Annotated in this window: 15 protein-coding genes and 2 tRNA genes; 11 read left to right on the top strand and 6 right to left on the bottom strand. The window is 72.4% G+C overall.

Annotation, left to right across the window (positions count from 1 at the left end):
- Positions 1–99: 99 nt before the first annotated feature.
- On the top strand, positions 100–813 hold the full coding sequence (locus tag ABD160_RS07030; protein ID WP_344019608.1) for a VOC family protein: 714 nt from the start codon (positions 100–102) through the stop codon (positions 811–813).
- Positions 814–1,135: 322 nt separating this feature from the next.
- Here the strand turns inward: ABD160_RS07030 and ABD160_RS07025 are convergent, their stop codons facing one another.
- Together ABD160_RS07025 and ABD160_RS07020 are read right to left on the bottom strand one after the other, a co-directional pair.
- Complete coding sequence (locus tag ABD160_RS07025) at positions 1,136–1,354, bottom strand: cold-shock protein (protein WP_344019606.1); 219 nt, start codon at positions 1,352–1,354, stop codon at positions 1,136–1,138.
- Positions 1,355–1,436: 82 nt separating this feature from the next.
- A tRNA-Pro gene (locus ABD160_RS07020) sits at positions 1,437–1,513 on the bottom strand.
- A 146-nt stretch (positions 1,514–1,659) separates the two neighbouring features.
- Here ABD160_RS07020 and ABD160_RS07015 point away from each other — a divergent pair.
- From ABD160_RS07015 to ABD160_RS06990, 6 genes are all read left to right on the top strand, one after another.
- Positions 1,660–6,942: a glutamate synthase-related protein gene (locus ABD160_RS07015; RefSeq protein ID WP_344019604.1), complete on the top strand. Its 5,283-nt coding sequence runs from the start codon at positions 1,660–1,662 to the stop codon at positions 6,940–6,942.
- A complete protein-coding gene (locus tag ABD160_RS07010) occupies positions 6,939–8,678 on the top strand; it encodes a sulfite reductase subunit alpha (protein ID WP_344019602.1) in 1,740 nt (579 codons plus the stop codon). The genes ABD160_RS07015 and ABD160_RS07010 overlap by 4 nt, the downstream gene beginning before the upstream one ends.
- A gap of 23 nt (positions 8,679–8,701) precedes the next feature.
- Positions 8,702–9,586: a ChuX/HutX family heme-like substrate-binding protein gene (locus tag ABD160_RS07005; protein WP_344019600.1), complete on the top strand. Its 885-nt coding sequence runs from the start codon at positions 8,702–8,704 to the stop codon at positions 9,584–9,586.
- A gap of 86 nt (positions 9,587–9,672) precedes the next feature.
- Positions 9,673–10,371: a CHRD domain-containing protein gene (locus ABD160_RS07000; protein ID WP_344019598.1), complete on the top strand. Its 699-nt coding sequence runs from the start codon at positions 9,673–9,675 to the stop codon at positions 10,369–10,371.
- A 28-nt stretch (positions 10,372–10,399) separates the two neighbouring features.
- Positions 10,400–10,978: a class F sortase gene (locus tag ABD160_RS06995; RefSeq protein WP_344019596.1), complete on the top strand. Its 579-nt coding sequence runs from the start codon at positions 10,400–10,402 to the stop codon at positions 10,976–10,978.
- Between the two features lie 69 nt (positions 10,979–11,047).
- Complete coding sequence (locus tag ABD160_RS06990; RefSeq protein ID WP_344019594.1) at positions 11,048–12,223, top strand: peptidoglycan glycosyltransferase FtsW; 1,176 nt, start codon at positions 11,048–11,050, stop codon at positions 12,221–12,223.
- Positions 12,224–12,233: 10 nt separating this feature from the next.
- Here ABD160_RS06990 and ABD160_RS06985 read toward each other — a convergent pair whose 3' ends face one another.
- Complete coding sequence (locus ABD160_RS06985) at positions 12,234–12,896, bottom strand: anti-sigma factor family protein (protein ID WP_344019592.1); 663 nt, start codon at positions 12,894–12,896, stop codon at positions 12,234–12,236.
- Positions 12,893–13,444, bottom strand: a complete 552-nt coding sequence (locus ABD160_RS06980) for a sigma-70 family RNA polymerase sigma factor (RefSeq protein ID WP_344019590.1) — start codon at positions 13,442–13,444, stop codon at positions 12,893–12,895. The genes ABD160_RS06985 and ABD160_RS06980 overlap by 4 nt, the downstream gene beginning before the upstream one ends.
- A 152-nt stretch (positions 13,445–13,596) precedes the next feature.
- On the opposite strand from ABD160_RS06980, the gene ABD160_RS06975 reads away from it, so the two are divergent.
- The 4 genes from ABD160_RS06975 (at position 13,597) to ABD160_RS06960 (ending at position 15,602) form a co-directional block, all read left to right on the top strand.
- Positions 13,597–13,670 (top strand) — tRNA-Gly (locus tag ABD160_RS06975).
- Between the two features lie 91 nt (positions 13,671–13,761).
- Positions 13,762–14,406 (top strand): hypothetical protein, encoded by a 645-nt coding sequence (locus ABD160_RS06970; protein ID WP_344019588.1) that lies wholly within the window; start codon positions 13,762–13,764, stop codon positions 14,404–14,406.
- Positions 14,407–14,548: 142 nt separating this feature from the next.
- Complete coding sequence (locus tag ABD160_RS33300; protein ID WP_425563590.1) at positions 14,549–15,346, top strand: transposase family protein; 798 nt, start codon at positions 14,549–14,551, stop codon at positions 15,344–15,346.
- Positions 15,312–15,602 (top strand): hypothetical protein, encoded by a 291-nt coding sequence (locus ABD160_RS06960; RefSeq protein ID WP_344019584.1) that lies wholly within the window; start codon positions 15,312–15,314, stop codon positions 15,600–15,602. Before ABD160_RS33300 ends, ABD160_RS06960 begins: the two co-directional genes overlap by 35 nt.
- On the opposite strand, the gene ABD160_RS06955 is transcribed toward ABD160_RS06960, so the two are convergent.
- Together ABD160_RS06955 and ABD160_RS06950 are read right to left on the bottom strand one after the other, a co-directional pair.
- Positions 15,583–17,700, bottom strand: coding sequence for a 3'-5' exonuclease (locus ABD160_RS06955; RefSeq protein ID WP_344019582.1), 2,118 nt, complete (start codon positions 17,698–17,700; stop codon positions 15,583–15,585). The two genes, ABD160_RS06960 and ABD160_RS06955, sit on opposite strands and share 20 nt — an antisense overlap.
- Complete coding sequence (locus tag ABD160_RS06950; protein ID WP_344019580.1) at positions 17,700–23,858, bottom strand: DEAD/DEAH box helicase; 6,159 nt, start codon at positions 23,856–23,858, stop codon at positions 17,700–17,702. Before ABD160_RS06950 ends, ABD160_RS06955 begins: the two co-directional genes overlap by 1 nt.
- Between the last annotated feature and the right edge of the window lie 22 nt (positions 23,859–23,880).

The following is a 23,880-nucleotide window of genomic DNA, read 5'->3' as shown; positions in this document are numbered from 1 at the left end:
GGCGTTCGGGCGGGACGGGCCGGGACGTCGTCGGGGGTCGAGGGGCGGAGAGTCCGATTTCTCCACGCCACCGTGCGACACCGGCCCTAACCTGCTGCGATGACGACGAAGGGTATTCACGGCACGGTCGGCTACGCGGCCCTGTGGGTCGCTGATCCGGACCGCGCGGCGACGTTCTTCGCGGCGGCGCTCGGCTGGTCCTACAGCGACGTCGGGCCGCAGCACCGGATGGTCGCGGGGGCGTCGCCGCCGCAGAGCATCGTCTCCCTGGCGGCGCTGCCCGCGGGCGTGTGGGACGACTGGCCGCGGCACAACACGATGTTCCTGAGCCAGGGCGTGGACGATGCCGATGCCGCCGTCGAGCGGATCCGGTCGGCCGGTGGGCGGGCCGAGGACCCTGTCGACACCGACCACGGGCGGTCCGCGAACTGCATGGACGACCAGGGACTGCCGTTCGCCGTTCACGAGGGCGATTCGCGCGGACACGATCGGATCGGCTACCTGACCTTCGAGGTCGCCGACTCCGCCCGCGCCCGTGCCTTCTTCGGCGCCGTCTTCGGTTGGGCGTTCAGCGCCGGCAGCGACGAGGACGGCTGGCAGGTCGACGAGATGTACCCGATGACGGGCCTGCACGGTGGGCACGGGCAGCCGACCGTGGTGCCGATGTACGCGGTGGACGACATCGGGGCGACCGTGAACCGGGTGCGTGCGGCCGGCGGCACCGCGACCGATCCGGAACGCCGGCCCTACGGGCTGCTGTCGAGCTGCGCCGACGACCAGGGCACCCGCTTCCACCTGGGTGAGCTGGTCTGAGCTTCCGGGCGACCAGGCCGGCGCCCACGCACGTCGACCGACGCCACCGAGCTCGTCGGACGCCCCACACACGCCGTGGACGAACTCGTCCACCGATCCTGCTCGGCCGTGGTGGCGTCGTCGATCACCGACCTCCAGCAGGGGCGGCCGCCCACCGGACGGGAGCGCGAGTGTGCCCGTCGGCCGGCCGGCCCGGTGACCGGTCGACGCCCCGATCCCGACCGCGACGGTGACGGGCCGGCATCCGGTCGTACGGCGTGCGGGCAGACCGTCCCCGGCCTGCTGCTGTCGCGCGGCGCTCGGCACGATCGGACGGGAGGGGTCAGAGGCGTCGTGCGCGCGTCACGCGGAACCGGAAGCTGTCCTGCTGAGCGGGCTCGTAGTCGAACTCGACCTGGTCACCCTGCTCGAACGCCTTGTAGCCCTCGGTCTCGATGACGCTGAAGTGGACGAAGGCGTCGAGGCCGTCGGGCAGCTCGGGGCTGCTGATCGCACCCCAGCCCTTCTCGGCCTTGTAGAACTTCACGACCCCGGTTGCCATCGGCCGATCAGATCAGGCCGGCCCGCGTTGTTCCACCCGGTTCCCGGAGCCACTGCTCCGGCCTGTCTCCGCAGGTCGGATGTGGTCGGGGTGGCGGGATTTGAACCCACGGCCCCTCGCTCCCAAAGCGAGTGCGCTACCAAGCTGCGCCACACCCCGTCGGCGGCAGTCTAGCCCCGCCCCGGCGTTGCAGGACGGCGACGTCGGGCCGCGATGTGTCCCGCGCGACAGCCCCCGGGCGTTGATCCTCTCCGCCCACGCTTCCTAAGGTAAGCCTTTCCTAAAACGACAAGGAGGGGTGCCGGTTGCGCGCGCCGTCCCGACCCGCCGGTCTGCACGACCCGGCCGCCGAGCTGAGCAGCTGCGGCGTCGGCCTGATCGTCCGCAAGGACGGTGTGCAGACCCATAATGTCCTCGTCCACGCCCATCGTGCCCTGTGCGCGGTCCCGCACCGCGGTGGCATGTCGGCGGAGGGCATCGGCGACGGCGGCGGCGTCTCGGTGGATCTCTCGGTGCGGTTCTTCTCGGCGCTCGCCGGGCGCGAGCTGACGGCCCGCCGGTTCGGCGTCGGGAACGTGTTCCTCCCGACCGACGCGGACCGCGCCGGCGCCGCGGAGAAGCTGGTCACCGCGACGCTGGAGCGGCACGGCTGCACGGTGCTGGCGGTTCGCGACGTGCCGACCGATCCGTCGGCACTGCGCCCGGCGGCGGTGCAGCAGCAGCTGCCGATCCGGCAGTGGATCTTCACGGTGCCCGACGGCGCCGACAGCGACCGGCTCACCCACCGCTGCCTGCTCGACGTCGAGGCGCTCGCCTACACCGATCCGGAGCTCGCCGGGCTGTACCCGCTGAGCCTGTCCACCCGCACCCAGGTGCTGAAGGGGCGGCTGAACTCCTGGGAGGTGCTGCGCTGGTTCACCGATCTGACCGATCCGGCGCACGAGGTGTCGAGCCTGTACTTCCACACCCGGTTCTCCACCAACACCGACCCGCATCCGACGATGGCGCAGCCGTTCCGGCTGCTGGCGCACAACGGTGAGCTCAACACCGACCGCAAGAACCGGATCGCCGACGACGCGCTGGCCGCGGCCCGCGGGGACCGGATCGTCCGCCCGCCGGGCCAGTCCGACAGCGCCCGGTTCGACCAGACCCTGCACGCGCGGGTCGCCGGCGACGGTGTCGACCTGGTCGCCGCCGTCGTCGCGATGATGCCGCCGGCCTGGGAGAACGACCGGTCGCTGCCGGCGCCGGTGCGGGCGATGCTGGAGTACCACTCGCTGGTCGAGGAGATCAACGACGGCCCGGCCGCCGTCGTGTTCTCCGACGGCGACGTGACCGGCGCCCGGCTGGACCGGCTGGGCCTGCGCCCGCTGCGGACCTGCGAGACCGACGAGTACCTGACGGTGTCGTCCGAGGCCGGGCAGTTCGACCTGCCCGCCGAGCGGGTGCTGCGCCGCGGCCGGATCGAGGCCGGCGGGATGCTGTGGTGGAGCGCGACCGAGCGGCGCAGCTACGACACCGCGCAGACCCTGGAGCTGCTCGCCTCCCGCGCCGACTACCCGGCGCTGCTGGCCGCGGCCCGCACCGGGCTCGGCGAGCTGCCCGCCCCGGACGGGGAGCCGGAAGCGGGCAGCGAACTGACGGTGCACCAGCGCTACGTCGCCTACGGCCTGGACTCCGAGGCGTTCCGGTTCCTGCTCGACCCGATGCTGACCGACGGCGCCGAACGGGTCTCGGCGATGGGCTACGGCAACGCGATCAACGCGCTCACCGATCGCGAGGGCGGTGTCGCCCGGTACTTCACCCAGCGGTTCGCGCAGGTCACGAACCCGCCGCTGGACCCGATCCGGGAGGCCGACGGGATGAGCCTGCGGGTCGCGCTCGGCGCCCGCCCGGTCGCCGACGGCGACCCGTTCCACCGGATCGTGCTCGACTCCCCACTGCTCGACGACGCCGGGCTGGCCCGGCTGCGGTCCGGCACCGTCGTGCCGGTCGCCGGGTTCGACCTGCTGCACACCCCCGGCGACCTGGAGGCGGCGATCGAGTCGCTGCGCGCCGAGGTCGTCGCCTTCGCCCGCGCCGGCGGCGGCATCGCCCTGCTCGACGACGGCGCGCTGAGCCCGCAGCGGGCCGCGATCCCGGTGGTGCTCGGCGTCGCCGCGGTGAACCGGGCGCTGATCGAGGCGGGCCTGCGCCCCGCGGTCTCGCTGGTCGTCGCGACCGGGCAGGTGTGCTCGTCGCACCATCTCGCCGTCGTGCTCGGGTTCGGCGCGTCCGCGGTGCACCCGCACGCGGTCCGGCTGCGCGCCGCCGAGTCCGGCGATCCCGCCGCGTTCGGCCGGTTCCGCCGGGCCGCCGAGAAGGCGCTGCTCAAGACGATGGCCCGGGTCGGGCTGTGCACCGCCGAGAGCTACGTGGCCGGCGAGTTCTTCGAGCCCGGCTACCTCGACACCGACGATCCCGTGCTGCACCGCTGGTTCCCCGACCTGGACGCCCCGGTCGGCGGGGTCGGCTTCGCCGCGATCGAGCGGTCCGCCGCCGACTGGCACCACCGGGCGCTGACCGTCACCGGCCCCGACGACGTCCCGCAGCTCGGGCTGTTCAAGGAGCGCACCGACGGCGCCGGGCACTCCTACGGCGTCACCGCGGTGCGCGCCTTCACCGGGCTCACCGACGAGCGGGCCGCGCTGACCGCCGGCGCCGTCGACCCGTCGCTGCGGCTGCTCCCGCTCGCCGGGCTGGCCGACGCCTTCGGCCTGCACGACGAGGCGTACACGCACACCGGCCTGCGCGCGCTGACCGCCGCCGAGATCGACGACTTCACCATCACCCCCGGCTACCGCGAGTTCGCCGCCGAGCTGGCGCGGGAGCGCGAGCGGCGCCCGTCGGCGCTGCGCGACGTGCTGGTGCTGCCGGTGGACCTGCGCGACGGCGTCGACCGGCTGGACCGGATCGACGCCCGCGGCACCGCGACCGTCGTCGTCCGCGGGCTGCGCCGCGACGGCGACCGGCTGCTCGTCGACGACGGCGACGCCCGCCCGCTGGCCCGCTACCTCGCCGACCGGTTCGGCCCGGAGATCGACGCCGCCGCCGACGGCCCGGCGGTGCACGTCCGGTCCGCGTCCGGCGCGGCAGCCGACTGGCTGGACCGGCTGGTCACCGCGCCGGACCCGGTCCCGCTGGCCGAGGTGCAGCCGGCGTCGGAGATCACCCGCACGCTCGCCTCCGGCGCGATGAGCCACGGCGCGCTCGTCGCGGGCGCGCACGAGGCCGTCGCGCACGGCACCAACATGGTCGGCGCCCTGTCGAACTGCGGCGAGGGCGGCGAGGCCCGCTCCCGGTTCGGGACGATCCGCGGCTCCCGGATCAAGCAGTTCGCCTCCGGCCGGTTCGGGGTGTGGGCCGGCTACCTGGCCGACCCGATGCTGGAGCAGATCGAGATCAAGATCGCGCAGGGGGCGAAGCCGGGGGAGGGCGGGCAGCTGCCCGGCCGCAAGGTCACCGTCGAGATCGCCGCCGCCCGCGGCGCCACCCCCGGCGTCGAGCTGGTCTCGCCGCCGCCGCACCACGACACCTACTCGATCGAGGACCTCGCCCAGCTCATCCACGACGCCACCGCGGCCCGGGTGAAGGTCGTCGTGAAGCTGGTGTCGTCGGAGGGCATCGGGACGATCGCGGTCGGCGTCGCGAAGGCCGGTGCGCACGTCGTGAACGTCGCCGGGAACACCGGCGGGACCGGCGCCGCCGCCGTCACCAGCCTGAAGTTCGCCGGCCGCTCGGCCGAGGTCGGCATCGCCGAGGTGCACCAGGCGCTGTCCGCGCACGGCCTGCGCGACGCCGTCGAACTGCGCTGTTCGGGCGCGCACCAGACCGCCGGTGACGTCGTCGTGTCCGCCCTGCTCGGCGCCGACGGCTTCGAGTTCGGGACGAGCGCGCTGATGATGCTGCGCTGCGTCATGGCGAAGAACTGCAACGTGCGCTGCCCGGCCGGGATCACCACCAACGCCGAGGCGTTCGACGGCGACCCGCGCGCGCTCGCCCAGTACCTGCTCAACGTCGCGCACGAGGTCCGCGAGATCCTGGCCGGGCTCGGCCTGCGGAGCCTGCGCGAGGCCCGCGGCCGCACCGACCTGCTGCACCTCGCCGCGCACCCGGCGATCGTCGCCCGGCTGGACCTGCGCAGGCTGCTGCACCCGGTGCGCCGGGAGCAGATCGCCGATCCGGTGCGGGTCGGCGCCGAGCACGCCCACGACGAGTCGTGGTCGGCGACCGTGCGCGACGCGCTCGCCCGGCACGCCCCCGGCGTCGACATCGACGGCGGCGAGCTGGGGAACCGGCACCGCTCGGTCGGCGGCCGGCTCGCCGTCGACGTCGAACGCATGCTGGAGCACGAACGGATCGAGGCCCCGGCGCTGACCGACGACCGCGGCCGCCGGTTCCTGCCGGACCGCTACGTCCGGATCCGCACCCGCGGCGCCGCCGGGCAGTCGTTCGGGCTGCTGTGCAACGACGGGATGTGGCTGGAGCACACCGGAACCGCCAACGACGGCGTCGGCAAGGCGGCCTGCGGCGGGACGGTCGCCGTGCGGTCCCCGGGCGGCTCGCCCGGCGCCGGCCGCGGCCCGGGGGAGAACGTGCTGATCGGCAACTTCGCGCTCTTCGGCGCGACCGGCGGCCGGCTGTTCGTCGAGGGCGAGGCGGGGGACCGGTTCGCGGTGCGCAACTCGGGCGCGTCCGCCGTCGTCGAGGGGCTCGGCGACTTCGGCTGCGAGTACATGACCGGCGGCGCCGTGCTGAACCTCGGCACCGCGGGCGCCGGGCTGGGCAACGGCATGTCCGGCGGCTTCCTCTACCAGTACGACCCGGGCCGGGTGGCTGCGTTCAGCACCGACTCGGTGGACGTCGCCCCGGTCGGCGGGTTCCACGAGACCGCGGTGCGGCTGCTGCTCGGCTGGCACGTCGAGGCCACCGGTTCGGCGCTCGGCGCGCGGCTGCTGGAGCACTGGGCGACCGAGCGCGCGCACGTGCTGGTCGCGACCCCGCGGGCGCTGCGGCTCTACCAGGACGCCGACGCCGTGCTCGCCGCGAACAGCCGCGCCGAGCTGGTCGACGAGCTGGCCGACGCGCTCGCCGCGCACCAGCTGCGCCGGCACAAGCTGGCCCAGCGCGACGGCGTCCCGGTCGCCGGGGGAGCGGTGCCGACCGACCCGGACGAGCGGATGTACGCGCTGGTCAACGGGCTGACCGTGCAGCGGATCGCGGAGGACGTCGCGCGCCGGCGCGGCGCCGATCCGCGCACCCTGCTGCTCACCGAGGACCACGCCGTCCGCGCCCGGCTGGTCCGCTACGCCCGCGACGCCCTCACCGGCTACGACGACGGCGAGCTCGCCGTGCTCGTCTCCGCGAAGCGGGTGGGCGACCTGAAGGCGGCGCTGGCCCGCCGCGACGTCTACGGCACCGACAGCCCGGGCACGTTCGGCTGGATCATCGCCAGGGACGCCGCGAACACCGCAGCGCTCGGCCGGATCCCCGGGTTCGAGGAGCTGTTCGCCGCCCGCGCCACGCCGGACCTGGTGGCCGCCCCGTGACCGCGCAGCTGCCGGAGGACCTGCAGGCGCTCGGCATCTCCGCGGACGCGCCGTTCACGCCCGAGCAGCGGATCTGGCTGTCCGGGTACCTCGCCGGCGCGCGCACCGCGGTGACCCGCGCCGAGCCGGCCGGGGCGACCGCGCACCCGCCGGTGCACGTGCTCTACGGCACCGAGACCGGCAACGCCGAGCTGGTCGCGGGCACCGTCGCGAGCCGGCTCAGCGCCGCCGGGGCGCCCGCCGAGCCGGTCGAGCTGGACCAGGTCGACGCCGCCGCGCTCGCCGCGATGGACCGGGTGGTGATCGTCTGCTCCACCTACGGCGACGGCGAGATGCCGGACGACGCGGACCTGTTCCGGCAGCTCATCGAGTCCGCCGACGCGCCGCGGCTGGAGTCGACGACGTACGCGGTCTGCGCGCTCGGCGACACCGCCTACGACGACTTCTGCGCCGCCGGGAAGCTGATCGACGCCCGGCTCGCCGAGCTCGGCGCGACCCGCGCGCTGGACCGCGTCGACTGCGACGTGATGTGGGAGGACCAGGCCGAGCAGTGGTACGGCCGGGTCCTCGCGACGTTCGCCGCGGGCGGGACCGCACCCCCGGCACCGGCCCCGGTGGCGGCGGGGCCGCGGTGGGACCGTCGCAACCCGTTCCCGGCGGTGCTCGCGCACAGCGTCCGGCTGTCCGGGCCCGGCTCGGACAAGGACATCCGGCACCACGAGTTCGCGCTCGCCGACAGCGGGATCGGCTACGCCGCGGGGGACGCGCTGGGCGTGCTCCCGTGCAACGACCCGGCGCTGGTCGACGCCCTGCTGGAGCAGCTCGGCGCGGACGGCGACGCCCCCGCCGGGGACCGCCCGCTGCGCGAGGCGCTGACCCACGCGCACGAGATCGTCACGCCGTCCCGCGACCTGCTCGCGGTGCTCGCCGAACGCGGCTCCGACGACGAGCTGCGGGCCGCGCTGGCCCATCCGGACAAGGCCGCCCGGGAGGCGTACCTGTGGGATCGGGATCTGCTCGACCTGCTGCGGACCGCCCGGTTCCGGTGCGATGCCGACGAGCTGCTGGGGCTGCTGCGGCCGCTGCAGCACCGGGCCTACTCGATCTCGTCCAGCCCGCTGGCCGCGCCGGACCGGATCCACCTCACCGTCGCGAGCGTGCGCTACCGGTGCGGTGATCGCGCCGTCGGCGGGGTCTGCTCGACCCACCTGGCCGACCGGCTCGCCGTCGGCGACACGGCGGGGGTGTTCCTGCAGCCCAACTCGACGTTCCGGCCGCCGTCCGACGACGCCGTCGACATGATCATGATCGGGCCCGGTACCGGGGTCGCGCCGTTCCGGGCGTTCCTGCAGGAACGCGCGGCCCGCGGGGCGACCGGCCGGAACTGGCTGCTGTTCGGCGACCGGCACCGTGAACACGACTTCCTCTACGGATCCGAACTGACCGGGTGGGCCGAGTCCGGCCTGCTCACCCACCTCGACCTGGCGTTCTCCCGCGACCAGGCGGCCAAGATCTACGTCCAGGACCGCATGCGCGAGCACGGCGCCCGGCTCTACGCCTGGCTCGCCGACGGCGCGCACCTCTACGTGTGCGGCGACGCGAGCCGGATGGCCCGCGACGTCGACGCGGCGTTGCACGCGGTCGTCGCCGAGCACGGCGGTCTGGACGCCGACGGGGCCGAGGCGTTCGTCGCCGACCTCAAGCGGGCCAAGCGCTACCTGCGTGACGTCTACTGAGCTACCTGATCCGGAGCATCCCCGTGACCCTGCCTCGCACCGAGCTCGACCTGCTGCTCGCGCACCGCGTCGGTACCCGGCTCGATCTCGATCCCGACTCGCTGGCCCGGCACCTGCCGCTGCTGGAGGACGTGGTCGCCACCACCGCCAACGGCAGCGCGCTGATCACCGAGCTGGGCACCTACGCCCCGCCGACGTTCGCCGGGGAGGCGTTCCCCGTCCGGGCCGGGCTGGTGAACCTGCGGCTGTCCCGCAGCGCGGTGTCGGCCCTGATCAGCACCGCCCCCGACGACGACTCCCGGGAGCCGGCCGGACTGTGGATGTTCGACGCCGACGGGACCGCGGTGCACCGGTCGCACCTGGTGTCCGAACCGGCGGCGCTCGTCGTGGACGTGATGGCCCTGGCACCGCGCTCGCCCGGCCCGGCCCCCGAGCCGCCGGTCTTCCCGGACGACCCGGGCGAGCTCGACCATCTCGGCCTGCTCGACCTGGTCACCACCGGCGCCGCGGACCTGCTGGACCGGCTCGCCCGCCCGTCGGTGCCGCCGTCGGGGTTCCTGCCCGTCGTCGAGCTGCTGTGCGGGCTGTGCGAGCACGGCGTCCCGGTCGGGTTCGCGGTGCCGAACCGCGGATGCCTGCAGGCGACGGTCGGGCGGGTGGACCACGTCGAGACCGGCGACGTCGTCGGCGTCGTGTCGGGTCCGGCGCAGTTCGCGTTCGGCCCGGGCGACGTCGCCGAGCTGCGGGTCGTCCGCACGCACAGCGTGCACGGCCCGGTGTCGACGGTGCTGCTCACCGGCGTCGACGGCGAGTGCCTGGGGCTGCTCGGGCAGCTCGGCCTGCCGCCGGCCGACGCGGTCGCGGCGTGGGAGCGGATGGTCGCGGACGTCTTCGGGCGGCCGCGCTGATCACGATCGGGTGACGGCTGAACGCCGGGGGCGGCGGGTCCGTAGAGACCGGCATCAAGGATGAAAAAGTCAGAAAGGACTCCGAGATGCGTCGCACCCTCCCCCGCCTGGCCGCCGTCACGGCCGCGAGTGCCCTCACCTTCGCCGCAACCGCGGGCATCGCCATGGCCCAGGAGACGGAGGTGCCGGAGCCGGACACCTTCACCAGCATGTACACCGTGATGGCCACCCCCGACACCATCATCAACAACGACGGCGAGTCCGTCCCGGGCGAGCCCGGCGCGACCGGTGAGTTCAACTTCCGGATCAACAGCGACGACGAGATCATCTGCTACGACATCACCCTGCGCGGGGTGACCGGGGAGTACCAGAGCCCGGCCAAGACCGCGACGCACATCCACGAGGCGAACGTCGGCGAGCCCGGCCCGCCGCGGCTGGCGTTCCCGGACCCGACCGGTGAGGGCGACACCCGCACCTCGTCCGGCTGCCTGCAGGGCCCGTTCACCACCGGTCTGGAGGGTGACAACGGCGAGGACACCGCGACCGGCTTCACCCTGAGCCAGATCGAGGCGAACCCGGCCGGCTTCACCGCCGACACCCACACCGCGGACTACGCGGCGGGCACCGTCCGCGGCCAGCTGACCGAGGTCCCGATGGGTGGTGTCGAGACCGGTGCCGGTGGCACCTCGAACGACGCCGCGATGTACGCGATCGGTGCGGCCGGGCTGGCCGCCGCCGCCGGGGCCGGCGTCGTGCTGGTCCGCCGGAGCCGTGCGCAGGGCTGAGCACGCGCGTGACCGGCGCCCGGGACCAGTGCTGTCGGCACTGTTCCCGGGCGTCGTCGCGTTGCTCCTGATGCTGACGGCGTGCGGCGCGCCCGCCGCGACCGACGCGCCGGACGCGCCCGAACCGCCCACCGCGCCGATCACCCAGGAACCGGTCGTCGCGGAGCAGGGCGAGGTGCTGCCGACGTCGCTGCGGATCCCGGCGATCGGGGTGGACGAGCCGGAGCTGCTGCGGCTCGGCGTCGCCGACGACAACACCGCGGAGGTCCCGCAGGACTTCTCGCGGGTCGGCTGGTTCGACCGCGGCACCAACCCGGGCCCGACCGTCCTGCTGGGGCACGTCGACTCCCGGGCCGGGCCCGCGGTGTTCTTCGACCTGCGCGATCTCGGGCCGGGCGACGTGATCGAGGTCGGGCGCAGCGACGGCACCGTCGAGGAGTACGTCGTCGAGCGGACCCAGCAGATGCCCAAGGACGAGTTCCCGACGTTCGAGGTGTTCGGCGCCACGTCGAGCGACGTGCTGCGGCTGGTCACCTGCGCCGGCGAGTTCGACCGCGGGGAGCGCAGCTACATCGACAACCTCGTGGTGCACGCCCGGGCCGGGTGACACCGTTGCAGGACGCGCCGTGCCGGCCGGTTACGTCGCCGATGCCCGGATCTGCCGGACACTGATCGAGTGACGTCGCCGAGGTCGAGAACACGGTCCGGGCCGGGGGACCGGCCGGCCGGTCCCGCGGCGTCGCTCCGGGCCCGGCTGGCCCGGCTCGGCCGGGTGCCCCCGCTGCACCTGGTGCTGGGCGTGACCGGGGTGCTGCTCCTGGTCGGCGTGGTGATGGTGCTGTCCGCGTCGGCGGGCGGGCGCACCGTCGCCGACGGGATGGTGCTCACCGTCTTCGTCCGGCACATCATCTTCCTGGTGGTCGGGATCGCCGCGTTCGGCCTGGGGATGGTGGTCCGGCCGTCGTGGCTGCGGGCCTGGACGCCGATCCTGCTGATCGCCTGCGTCGCCGCGCTGATCGCGGTACTCGTCCCGGGGATCGGCGAGGTCCGCGGCGGCGCCCGGCGGTGGATCTCGGTCGGCGGGTTCACCGTGCAGCCCGGCGAGGCGGCCAAGGTGATCGTGCTGCTGTGGGGCGCGCACGTGCTGGCGCTGCGCGGCCGCACGGTGCGGCTGGCGCGCTACGCCGTCCTGCCGCTGGTGCCGGTCGGGCTGCTGATCGCGGCGCTGCTGATGATGCAGCCCGCGCTCAGCACGACGGTCGCGCTCGGCGTGATCGTGCTGGCGCTGCTGTACTTCGCGGGGACCCCGCTCGGCCCGCTGGCCGCGATGTGCGGCGGCGCCGTCGCCGGCGCCGCGGTGCTCGGCCTGACCTCGGGGTACCGCCGGGACCGGATCACCACGTTCCTCGGCGCCGGCGACGAGCTCGGCGCCGGCTACCAGTCCCGGCAGGCGCTGCTGTCGCTGGCCGACGGCGGCGTGTTCGGCACCGGCCTCGGCCAGGGCCGGGCGAAGTGGGACTACCTGCCCAACGCGGCCAACGACTTCATCTTCGCCGTGATCGGCGAGGAGCTCGGGCTGCTCGGCGGGCTGCTGGTGCTGTCGCTGTACGCACTGCTCGGCTGGGTGGGGCTGCGGATCGCGGCGCGCACGAAGGACCCGTTCCTGCGCCTGACTACGGCGGCGACCGCGACCTGGGTGGTCGTGCAGGCGGCGATGAACGTCGGCTACGTCGTCGGCCTGCTCCCGGTGACCGGGCAGCAGCTGCCGCTGGTGTCGGCGGGCGGGACCGCGCTCGTCAGCACCCTGTTCCTGCTCGGGTTGATGGCGAACGCGGCCCGCCGGCTGCGGTGAGCCCGGCCGGTCAGGTGGCCGTCAGGTCACCGCGCAGCACGGTCTCGCCGTAGGCGTCGAGGACCTTGAAGCCGGACGCGTCCGACCGCAGCACCGACGAGTTCAGGTTGCAGATCATCGGGTTGTCGCCGGTCCCGATGAACTCGCCGGCGCCGACCTCCCGGCCGTCGTCCGCCTCGACCACCACCCGGTAGGTGGAGCCGGCCCGGAACCCGTCGGCGTCGAGCACGATCTCGACGCCCCAGGTGTGCGGGATGGCGACCGCGGTGGCCTGCACCGCCGGGTCCATGGCCTGCACCGCGACCGGCTCCCGCGGGATCCCGTCGTAGTCGCCGGCCGCGTAGCCGACGGCCCCGCCGACCAGCACCGCGACCGCCGCGGCGGCCGCCACCGGGAGCCAGCGCGGCCGGCGCCGCGGACGGGCACCCTCCGCGCGGGCGGCGGACACGATCCGGTCGCCCAGGTCCGGCGGCGGGAACGGCGTGTGGTCCAGGCGCGCCGGATCGACCCGGCGCAGCGCGGGCAGCACGGAGGAGATCTCGGCCAGCTCGGCGCGGCAGTCCGCGCAGCCGTCCAGGTGTGCCTGCAGCGCCGCCGCCTCGTCGCGGGGCAGGCGCCCGAGCGCGTAGTCGCCGAGCGCCTCGCGCAGGGCCCGGTGCTCGTCCGGAGTCACGGTTCCACCCCCATCTCGTCCATCGCCAGCCGCAACGCCTTCAGCCCGTAGAACACCCGGCTCCGGATCGTCCCGACCGGCACCCCCGCCTCCGCCGCGATCTCCGCGTGCGGACGCCCGCGCAGGTACGCCTGCACGATCGCCTGCCGGTGCTCGGGCCGGAGCCGCCGCAGCGCCTCCTCGACCAGCCAGGTGTCGACCAGGGTGTCCTCGGCCGGGCCGATCGAGTCCCGTCCGGACTCCGGCTCGTCGGTGAGCTGCCTGCGCCAGGGTCGCACGTTCAGCCGGCGGATCTCGTCGACGACCACGTTGCGCGCGATCGCGAACAGCCACACCCGCAGACTCGCCAGCGACGGGTCGTAGGAGTCGGCCCGCCGCCAGGCCCGCAGGAACACCTCCTGCACCGCTTCCTGGGCGCCGCCGTCGTCGCCCAGCTGGCGCAGCGCGTAACGGTAGATCTCCGGGCCGTGGGCGCTGTACGCGGCCCTGAGCCCGGCCTCGGTGTCGAGCCCCGGGTCCGGCGGCAGAGCCTCCGGAGGGGAGCCCACGGACCGCAGCCCGCGTCTGCGCGCCATCATCATCGGTGTCCGGAACCTCCTGAACGTCCTTACCCGGATGTCGGTACGTACCCGGGGGCGGGGATGTTCAGTGCTTCGGAGTGGGATACGCTCCTGGACGTCCGATCGGCACGATCGGGCATGCGGGCGTAGCTCAATGGTAGAGCCCCAGTCTTCCAAACTGGCTACGCGGGTTCGATTCCCGTCGCCCGCTCCACGCTCTCACCAGCACGAACGCGGTCTGACGCAAGATCGACAGACAGACTCGTGACACGGAGCATGACACGAGCGCCCCTAGCGTTCGTGTCATGGCTCGTCTCCAGCCCAAGCCCGCGGGGCGCCAGAAGGGCAGCATCGATGTCCTCCCGAGCGGCGCGCTGCGCGTGCGCGTCTACGCCGGCCAGGACCCGATCACCAAGCGCCGGCACAACCTCGTCGAGATCGTCCCGGCCCGCCCGGACGCCGAGAAGCAGGCGTACGCGGTCCGGGACCGGATGCTGCGCGACATCGAGGAGCGCCGGAGCCCGCGCACCAGCGCGACCGTCGCGCACCTGCTGGAGAAGCACCTGGAGCAGTTCTCCGGGGCTCCGAACACGCTGCAGCTCTACCGCGGCTACGTGAAGAACCACATCGAGCCGCTCGTCGGCAGGCTCAAGGTCGGTGAGCTGGATGCCGAGATCCTTGATTCGTTCTACGTCGAGCTGCGCCGCTGTCGGATCCATTGCACCGGGTCGGGGCTGATCGACCACCGGACGACGAAACGCCACGAGTGCGACAGCCGGTGCGGGCCGCGCCGGTGCAAGCCGTTGTCGAACACGGTCGTCCGGCACATCCACTTCGTGCTGTCCGGGGCGTACAAGCGGGCCGTGCGGTGGCGGTGGGTCGAGGGGGGCCTGAAGACGCATCAGCAGCGGTGGATAGCGCTCGACGTCGAGACGGTTGCGGTGCTCTAGGAGTTGCGCGACCGGTGCGTCGCGCGGGCGGAGGCACTGGGGATCGAGCTGGTGGAGGAGGCGTACGTGTCCGCCCGCTCAGATCGTGGCCGACACGATCGTGCGCACCGTCGAACTCGGGGTGCGGATCACCGACGCCGCCGTGGCGGGCGAGACCACGGTGTTGTGGTGCGAACTGCTCACCGATGGACCCGGCACCTGCCCGGGGTGCGGGCTGGCCGGTGTCTACCGCGACAGCGTCGAGCGCCGTGTCCGCGACGTCCCGGTGGTCGGGCATCCGCTGCAACTACAGGTGCGGGTGCCTCGCTACCGCTGTGTCGACGACGGCTGCGATCGGCAAATCTTCGTCCACGACAGCAGCCGTCTGGCTCGGCCCGGGGCATCGACCACGCGACGCAGCGGCCGAGCACGTGCTGCGGCGGTTGGCGATCGACAAGGCCACCGTCACCGCCGTCGCCCGCGAACTCGGCCGCTGTTGGGACACCATCAACGGCGTCGCCCTCGTTGCGACCGAGGCACTGTTGCTCGACGCCGGCCCGGCGCGGCTGGACGGGGTCGCGGTGATCGGCGTGGACGAGCACCGCTGGGCGCACGTGTTCGGCGCCGAGGGCGACGGGTTCGTCACGGTGATCACCGACTTGACCGCGGTCGTGGCTGGTCAGGGGCCGGCACGGCTGCTCGACCTGGTCCCCGGACTCCGCGCAGGCGTTGCGGACCTGGCTCGATGCCCGTGACCGGGTCCTTCCGTGACCGTGTCGAGGTGGTCGCGATGGACGGGTTCGGCGGCTACAACAACGCCGCCACCGACTCCGTCCCCGACGCCGTGACCGTGATGGACCTGTTCCCGAGCCCGTACGGCGCGTGTTGCGGAGGGGCTACGTTCTCTTTCGTGATCTGCTTCGGTCGTGGACGTCGAGCGAATTCAGTTGTGCCTTCGTGATCACCTCGCGCAGGTTCGAGCTGCGGCGGCGGACAATGAGTTCGTCGATCTTGAGCTCGCCGAGCAGCTCCACAGCCGGCTCAGGGCGGCCCTCGGCTCCTGGTCGACGTACGACGCCGAGCAGCGCGCAGCCCTGATCGGTGCCGTCAACTACCTCGTGCAGACCGACGACGAGGAGAACGACCTCCGCAGCCCGATCGGGTTCGATGATGATGCGGAGATCGTGATGGCGGCCCTCAAGCGAGTTGAGGGATGAACGGGCTGGGCTTGCCCGACCACGTGACCAGCAACTGCTCCCGAGCTCGGCTGCAGGCGACGTAGAACAGTGAGCGCTCTCGACCGCGGATCGCGCCGTGTTCAGCTTGCGGCTTGCCCTCGAACACGAAGTCGAGGGGGACGACGCCTTCGGTGGCGCCGATCACGATCACACGCTCGTACTCCGTGCCTTTGGCGCGGTGCATCGAGGAGACCTTGACGGCTTCGTCATTGCCGGGGCCGTCTCGCTGTAGGAGCTCGACGGGGATGCCCGCCTCCTTGAGCGCAATGCGTGCGCGTTCCTGCTCGCGCGTTCGTCGAGCCAGCACGGCGATCGTCGGGGCGGAGACATTGGCGGCGAGCCACGCCTTGATCGTCGTGACGACGTGCGTGACCTCGTCGTCCCCGGAGGCGAAGCCCCGCAGCTCGGGGGTCGGGCCGCCGTAGAGGGAGCGGTATCCGGCAAGCGACTCGTCGTCGCCCTCCAGGTCGACCACCGGTTCGTTTCCGATGACGCCGAGGGCGAAAGCCAGGTTCTGGCGAGTGGTGCGGTAGTTGAGGGTGAGCCGTCGGGAACGGCCGCGGGTCTCGATTCCGTAGTGCCCCAGCACGATTCGCTCGCCGTAGATGCGCTGGTGACCGTCCTCCGCGATGAACAGATCATTCGGCCCCGCCGCGACGAGGCCACGCAGCACCCGCCAGTGGCCGGCGTGCAGGTCCTGGCCCTCGTCGACAACGACGTGGTCGAAGGTCGGTGCCTGCTCGCGCGTCGCGGGATCCGCGAGGATCTCCGCAGCGCGGACCGCGAGCCGCTCGAAGGTCGTCCGACCTTGACTCGCCACGCCGCGCTCGAAGGACTCGACGACTCGCCAGACGGCGGCGCGCTGAACCCGGTTCAGACGGATCCCGCGGCCGGTCCGGCGCGCCTTGAAATACGCCTCCCGCGTGTGTGCGGGTAGCGCGAGAACCACGGCCCGGTACTCGCCATCGAGGAAGGTCGGGGTGAGGACCTCCGCGATGTCGGCGGGCACACCGCTACCTGCGACGGACTCCTCCCACAGCGACTCGCGATCGCGCTCTCCGAGAATCTGCCCGGGCGGCCCGTCGACGGCGTGCACGACGGATCGCACGATCTGGTCCACCCCGCCAATTTCGACACGGGACAGTTCGTCCGCGCAGAGCAGCCCGTGGATGTCCGCCTGCAGGTTCGCCGCGAGGTTGCGTGTGAACGTGCACAGCAGCACCCGAACGTTCTGCTGCCGTGCAAGGAACGCGGCGCGGTGCAGGGCGACCACGGTCTTGCCGGTGCCGGCGCCGCCGGCCAGCCGGTAGGGGCCGTTGTAGGTCGGGCGGTAGGCGACGGCCCGCTGGGTCGGGTGGAGGTAGGTCCGCCACGCGGCGAAGTCGCCTTCGAGCATGCGCCGCAGCTCGTCGTCCGTCTGCAGGTAGACGAACTGCATGCGGCTTGTCGGGCGCTGCGCTGCGGCGACGGGGTCGGCGTCCGCGGGACGGTCGAGGTCGTAGATGGTGCGTACCTGGTCGAGCGAGGTGCCGGTGGCCAGATCGAGCAGGACCTGCTGTTGCCACTCGGGGAGATCGCCGGCGAGGACGAGCAGGTCGTCGTCCGTCGCGGCATGTACGGCCTCCTCCGCCACCTCGGCGTTGATCCCGAGCGCGACGAGTTCGGCGGGCTTGAACGGCAGGACCTGGTGCGCGTCCGGCGTGGTCGGCTTGGCGCGAAATTCCTCGACGCGCTTGATGATCGCCTTCGGCCGGAGCACCTCCATCGCGCCGTTGGCTGGGTTGATGTCGAGGACGAGGTTCTGCGCCTCCTCGTAGGCCTCGTCATGGGTGCGGATGGCGGCGAGGACCCACATCGGCTCGGGGTCGTCGGAAACGGCGAACAGCACTGCGCGATAGCTCAAGTCCACGCGCGCCGTGCGGACTCTTTTGTCCGCCGGGTTCTTCGGGATCTTGAGGTCCAGCCCGGTGAGGTCGGCGTTCTGGTTGAGCTTCGTGACGAAGTCCCAGGCCTTGGCCTTGATCGAGCCGTCGACATCGATCGCCTTGTGGAACTCCTTGGACATGATGACGCCCATCAGCGGCCTCCCTCGGCACCCAGCGCGGTGGCGACGGGGTCCCCGTCCGGCTCCGCCTGCGTCCAGTCGTTCTCGTCGAGCCAGGCGGCGAGCTCGTCGTCCTCGTCAAAGTGGACGGCGACCCGGTGATCGGGCCACGCGAGGTCGATGACGAGGTCGCCGCCGTCGACCTCAAAGCCCGCGATGGGCAGCGGCAGACCGCGGACTGCAAGATGCAGGACGAGTTCCTTCGGGCTGCCCTCGAAGGTCTCCGCGATCTCTTGCCACGCGGGCACCACTGCGGAATTCGGGGCCGCGGGCGCCGACTCGACAGTGGAGAGACTGTGGGCCTGGAAGCGTCCGGCCTCGAGGAACTGCAGGACGTTGCTGAGCGCCAGCCAGTCTCGCCAGGCACCGACCTGGCTGTCACTTCCGACTACGCCGTCTCGATCGTCGACACCCAGCCAGGCCCGGATGTCGACCTTGCTCCGCCGCTCGAGGACGAGAGCTGCACCCTGCACGGTTCGCTTGCTCAGGACGCCGAGCCCTCCGGGCGGGGGAGCGGCAGCGGCTTCGGCGACTGCCGCCTGCAGCAGTTCTGGCACGGCGTCCGGCGTCGTCTTGACGAGCCCTTCGCCGCCGAGTGCGTACGTGAGTGCCAGAGCATGGGCGGCAGGCCGCCACTCGGTCAGCGAGGGCCGCAGCACGAACGCCGTCAGCAGGGAGAGCGGGTCGACGAGGAGCTCGCGGATGTGGACGCTGCCCGGTGGGGGCTGCTTCTCGAACGTGCTCAGCGCCCCCTGGCGGTAGCGGGCGTCGATCCAGGCGACGGGTTCGGGGGTGACGCCGTCAAGCACGTCAGTGAAGGCGTCGAGGTCTTGATGGGTCACCGCCCATACGAGGTAGCCCTTGGCGCGGAGGTCGGCGCGCTTCTCGGCGTCGTCGGCGACTCGATTGTGGTCGGTGGAGGAATGAAACTTCTGCCCGTCGCAGAACACAGCGATCTTGGGCACGGTTCTGTCGCCGCATTCCAGGACGAAGTCCGGCTGCACCCCACCGAGCGCGACCTGCGGGGTGGCGCGCCAGACCTGCCCGCCTAGGGACTGCGGGAACCGGAGCTCGGCGGCATCGCCGACGCCCGTAGCGGTGAGGGTCACCGCCGCGCTGCGACTCTTCGCCCATCGCACGAGCAGTTGCCGAAAGCGACGTTCGATGGGGGTGTCGTGGGGCCCGACGACGATGTCTCTGAGCGTCTCGATCGGCTCCGGGCTCCACTGCTGAAAGATCTCCGTGATCAGGCTGATTGCGGACTCCCGGCGGGCATCCGCCGCCATGTGTGGCGGAACGTGGGGGAGCAGGCAGCGGTGGCAGGCCGCCAGCCCCTCTGTGCGGCATTCGCAAGTCTGAAGGACGTCGAGGGCGGCGGCCAGGAGGCCGCGGACCTGATCGGGCTCGGCGAATCGTCCCAGGTAGCCGGTGCCTCCGGGGACGAGATCGTGGAGCACCATGACCCAGCGCTCACCGCTGCCGGGCACGGGATCCGCAGCCTCGACGACGTCGAGGTGCTCAGGCTCGCCGCCCAGCACCTGGCGGAGGCCGAGCAGCAGCGCCGCGCGGAAGGACGTCCGCACGATCGCGTCCGCCACGACGATCGGCGGCACGAGGAGCCGGACCGCCTGGGTCCGGAGGTCGTGGGTGAGCGCAACGGTCACCCAGCCCTGCTCGTCTGGCTCCTTCCTCTGCCTGCACCAACCACGGTGCCGGGCGCGTGCGGCATCGACCCGCTGGGCGGCGGGGACGACACCGCAGTGCCGGCAGGCCTGGAACAGTGGCGCGGCCACCTCGTTGCCGGCGACATGCAACGTGCTGCCGCCGCGTTCGGCCGGGCCCAGGTTGACCCAGCGGATGTCAGCGGTGCGCAGCACCTCGACGCCGAACGGGTAGTCGGTGAGCTGCCAGGCGGCAGCGATGGCATCCGGCTCGGAGTCGACGGTGGCGACGATCTCGAAGCGCGTCTTGCGGCGATCCTCGATGTCATCCTCACGCATCGCGCTCTCACGGGAGGTGTAGGCCGAGGCGCCGCGGAAAGGCAGTGTGGTGAGGACCTGGCCGGCGTCCGCAGCGGCGACCGCGCCGCAGCGCGGGCATGACCCTGCCGGTGTGCCGTCCAACGGACGGGACCACCCGCATGCAGGGCAGAAGCGACGCCGGATCGTGGCGGGGTTGCGGCTCGTGCCGACGTCCAGCCCGTCGATCTGGACGGCTGTCCCGCGGACGTAGAACACCGCGCCTGGGGCGAGCTCGCCGAGCGCGGTCCGGCTGCCACGGACGTACTGCTCCTCCGAGGTCTGGCTCGCGCCGGTCTCCTCGTCGGTCCACCAGAGCCCGACGTCGAGCCGGGTTGTGTCGTCGAGGAGTGCGTAGTTGGGCAACAACCCCTTCGCCTCGAGCGCGGAGATCCAATACATGCGGTCGCGTTCGCGGCCGGTGGCTCGGGCGACCGCGATCTCGCCGTTCAGTCGGCGCAGCTCGCGCTTGCCCGCGTCGTCCAGCGACGGGCGGGCCTCCATCGCCTCGATCTCGGCCTTCAGAAGTGCGACGCGTCCGGCGAGTTCGTCCCCCTCGGCGATCCATGCCTTCACCGCCGCCTCGACTGCCCGCTCCATCGCCGGCGGCTCGCCCTCAGGGCTGCCGTCACCTGCCCATTCCCGCAGGGCTTGGGCGCTGTCTTTCGAGACCTCGTCGCCGAAGCCGCGCAAGAACTCGTCGACATACTCGGCGGCGTGGCTGCGCGCGTCCGCGACGAGGGTGCCGAGCCACGACGTCGGCGCCAGTCCGTCCCGGAACACCTGCTTGGCGAGCCGCGTCGTCGGGTGGCCGGCGCGGGCTCGCCGGTCCACGAGCGACGCGAGGTACTGGCGGCGCAGGATCTCGGTCGCATCGAGATAGCACGCGGGCGGCACGACCTCGCCCGCGATCATCGACAGCGGCTGCGCCAGGCGCTGCAGCTCCAAGGGCCGGGCAGGCAGCAGCGAGACGACGAGTGCGTTGCCGGTCAGTCGGCCGGCGCGACCGACCCGCTGGAGGTAGGACGCCGTGGACCGGGGCAGCGACGTCAGCGCCACCGTGGACAGGTCCCCGATGTCGATGCCCAGCTCGAGGGTCGGCGTGCAGGTGAGCACGTTCGGAGCATCCGGCGAGGCGCCCGCCTTGAACGTGTTCTCGAGTGCCACGCGCTCCTTCGCCTTGAGCAGCGACGTGTGCTCGCGCGCGATGATCCGGCGGACCTCTTCGCCGCGGTAGAGGTCACGGTAGTAGTCGAGATCAGCGTGCTCGCGGCGGTAGGTGCCTGTGCACTGGTCCTGCATGCACGGTGCCCCTACTAGCTCGGCTAGGACGGCATCGGGACCGGGGAGAATCGTCGAACACACGGTGCAGCGCAGGCGGTCCGGCACACCTTCGGTGCGCCCTACCCACACGTTGGTCTGTGGGATCTGCCAGACGGTGGAGCCCCCGACGCCGCTGAGGGTCGCCAAGACTCCCTCCGCCGTGAGCGCTTTGAGGAGCGCGAGGACGTACTTGTGGGCGTCCACGGTCGCGACCTTCAGGACCTTGGCCGTCCACGTCGTGTACCAGCTGCGCGGCCCGAGGATGAGGTCCAGGTTCTTCGACGTGCGTGCGCTCGTTGGGTACGCCGGTGCGGGGCGGCCCGGCCGGTCCCGGCCCTTACCCGGGAACGCCGGCATCCCCTGGCGGTGCGGTCGTCCGCCCCAGATGGGGTAGCGGTCGTCCGTCTCGGCGTACGTGCGGAACCACTCGTGGGCGATGGCCCCCTGCGACCGCATTCGTTCGAGGACGCCACGAGCCCACGCGCGAGTCGCCTCCGGCGGCCGGCCGTCGAGGGTTAGTTGGTTGTCCTGTCTGGCCGCGGCATCGAGCGCGGCGCGCACCGCGGCGTCGAGGTTGGGCACGACCACCTGCGCGGTCGCCGCGCCCGTCCGCTCCAGCGTTCGTGCGGAGGGCGGAGCCAGCCCGAACTCCAGCGTCGCTGCGAAGCCCATCCGCCTGGTGACCGCCTCGCGGACGCGATCGCTCGGCCCATCCATCCAGTACTGGGCGAAGGTCTCGTGCAGGCGGAGATCCGGCGGGAGCATTGCGAAGCGCTCGGCCGGGTTCGCGGCTGCGGCCTCGACTGCGGCGCCAAGGTCATTGAGCGAACTACCCGTCGGTCCGATCGCCCGGTGGAGCAGGGCGCGCAGGTTGAGCGCATACGCGCGGTTCTCGACGAACGTCGCCCGGTGGGAGGCGTCCTGCACGCTGTCGGTGAAGACCAACGTCTTCTTCTCGTCAGGGGCGACGTCCGGGCTCCCGAACAGCTGACCGAGGGTGGCCGACGCGAGCGTGGCCACGCGAGATCCCAGGAACCGGATCGCGTCGTCGTGCCCGCAGGCGGGACACCGCTGTTCCTTCGCCGCCTCGGCGTCAGGAGTAACGAGCACCGGCACCTCGTTGCTGTGTTTGCCCGACGGCCCTGGGACGAAGTCTGCGTTGTCCGGATCGATCCAGCGCACGAGCGGCGAGTCCTGCTGCGCCTCCCCGGGAGCGAAGATCCACGCGCGCTGGGAGCTGCTGTCCGACACGGACTTGCGCCACACCGCGTTCGGCGACGTGGCGTTGCCGCCGCCCGCTGTGGCGACGACTCCCCACCCGGAACGGCCACAGTGGCGGCAGTAGATCGAGGGCAGCGATCGCTCACCGTCCTCGGGCGGCGCGCCTTCGAACCAGTGGAATCGTGGCGACCGGCTGAGCTGACGGAGGAGCCTGCTGACCTCGCGCAACCAGAGCTGGACGTCCACGGTCATGAGCGGCCGTCCGCCCGCGCTCCGAGCCCGCGAGAGCAGCGCGAGATACAGCGCGACGGCGTGGCGGGCCGCTGCCTGCCGCTGCGGGGTCCCGGTGCCCCAGCTCGGTTCCGCGTCCGTCGCGAGTGCCGTCAGCGGCACCGGCAGCGTGCATCGCCTGAGCAACGTCCGGGTGAAGGGATGCGCAGCCAACGCCCGCCCGAGCGCCTCGGCGTCGTTGAGCAGAGAGTCGATCCGTGGATCGTCGCCGTTCTCGGTGTCGACCAGGAAGAGTCGGATCCCCTCGCGGACCTGCTCCCGGTGACGACCTGCGCTCCCGAGCGCTTTCGTCACCCGGTCCAGCAGTGGCACAGTGCCTGTCGTGGGGGAGGCGGCCCACTCGTCGATGGTCAGGCGGTCCTCCCCGACCAGCGAGGACTCGTCGAACTCCGAGCCGAACACGGTGTGGGCGAACTTGCGTAGAGAAGGCCCGGCTTGCGCTCCGCTGCCGAGGGTCGCCGACGTGGCCACCGGGGTGATCGCGCCGAGCGGCTGCTCGTCCGTCGTGACCCCGAGGCTCATTCCGAGCCTGCGCAGCAACATCGCGACGTCTGTGCCCTGTGCGCCGTCGTAGGTGTGGAACTCGTCGAGCACGAGGTACCGCAGGGACTCGGCGGATCCGGCGAACAGCGGCTGGTCCTCGCTGCGGAGCAGCAGCATGTCCAGCATCTTGTAGTTCGTGAGCAGCACGTCCGGCGAGTTCTTCCGCATGTGGTGCTTGTCCTCGATGACCGCCGTCTCGGTCATCACCGTGCCTGTCCCGGAGTCGCCCGTGTAGAGCCCCACTGACACATCGCCGAGCTGCTCGCGGTGGCCGTGGACGAGCTTCGCGATGCGCCGAGCCTGGTCGTTGGCCAGGGCGTTCATCGGATAGAGGACGAGCGCCTTGATCCCGCCGCGCCCCTTCAGACGTTCGCGGCGGCAGTGCTCCAGCAGCGGGATCAGGAAGCTCTCGGTTTTGCCGGAGCCGGTTCCGGTGGTGACGAGCGTCGGCTGCGGCAGCTGCTCCTTCGACGACAGCCGCATCCACGCCTCAGCCTGGTGCTTGTGCGGGTGGAAGCCCGTAGGTGCCCAGTCGAGGAAGCGTCGCCACTCGTCGTCAGCCGGCCGGAACGGTGTGCGCAGACGCACGTACGGGCCGCGGAACACACCGTCGTGAGGGTTCGCGATGAAGCGCTCGAGCTCCGCCCGCACCTCGTCGTCCGCGAGGGCGAACGTGGTGCCCAGGAAGCTCGTCAACGACGCGCGCAGGTCCTCGGCGACCAATGACGGCAGCACTCAAGTCCCCCCTCGACGTGCA

It is taken from the genome of Pseudonocardia kongjuensis (assembly GCF_039526905.1).
In the GTDB taxonomy this organism is placed as follows: domain Bacteria; phylum Actinomycetota; class Actinomycetes; order Mycobacteriales; family Pseudonocardiaceae; genus Pseudonocardia; species Pseudonocardia kongjuensis.
Note: the sequence above shows the minus strand (reverse complement) of the source record. Positions and strands in the feature narration are given on the sequence as shown.

Excerpts from the sequence above, each read along its gene's own strand:
- ABD160_RS07030 (WP_344019608.1), top strand. The coding sequence starts at position 100 with ATGACGACGAAGGGTATTCACGGCACGGTCGGCTACGCGGCCCTGTGG.
- ABD160_RS07025 (WP_344019606.1), bottom strand. The coding sequence starts at position 1,354 with ATGGCAACCGGGGTCGTGAAGTTCTACAAGGCCGAGAAGGGCTGGGGT.
- ABD160_RS07000 (WP_344019598.1), top strand. The coding sequence starts at position 9,673 with ATGCGTCGCACCCTCCCCCGCCTGGCCGCCGTCACGGCCGCGAGTGCC.
- ABD160_RS06970 (WP_344019588.1), top strand. The coding sequence starts at position 13,762 with ATGGCTCGTCTCCAGCCCAAGCCCGCGGGGCGCCAGAAGGGCAGCATC.
- ABD160_RS06955 (WP_344019582.1), bottom strand. The coding sequence starts at position 17,700 with ATGGGCGTCATCATGTCCAAGGAGTTCCACAAGGCGATCGATGTCGAC.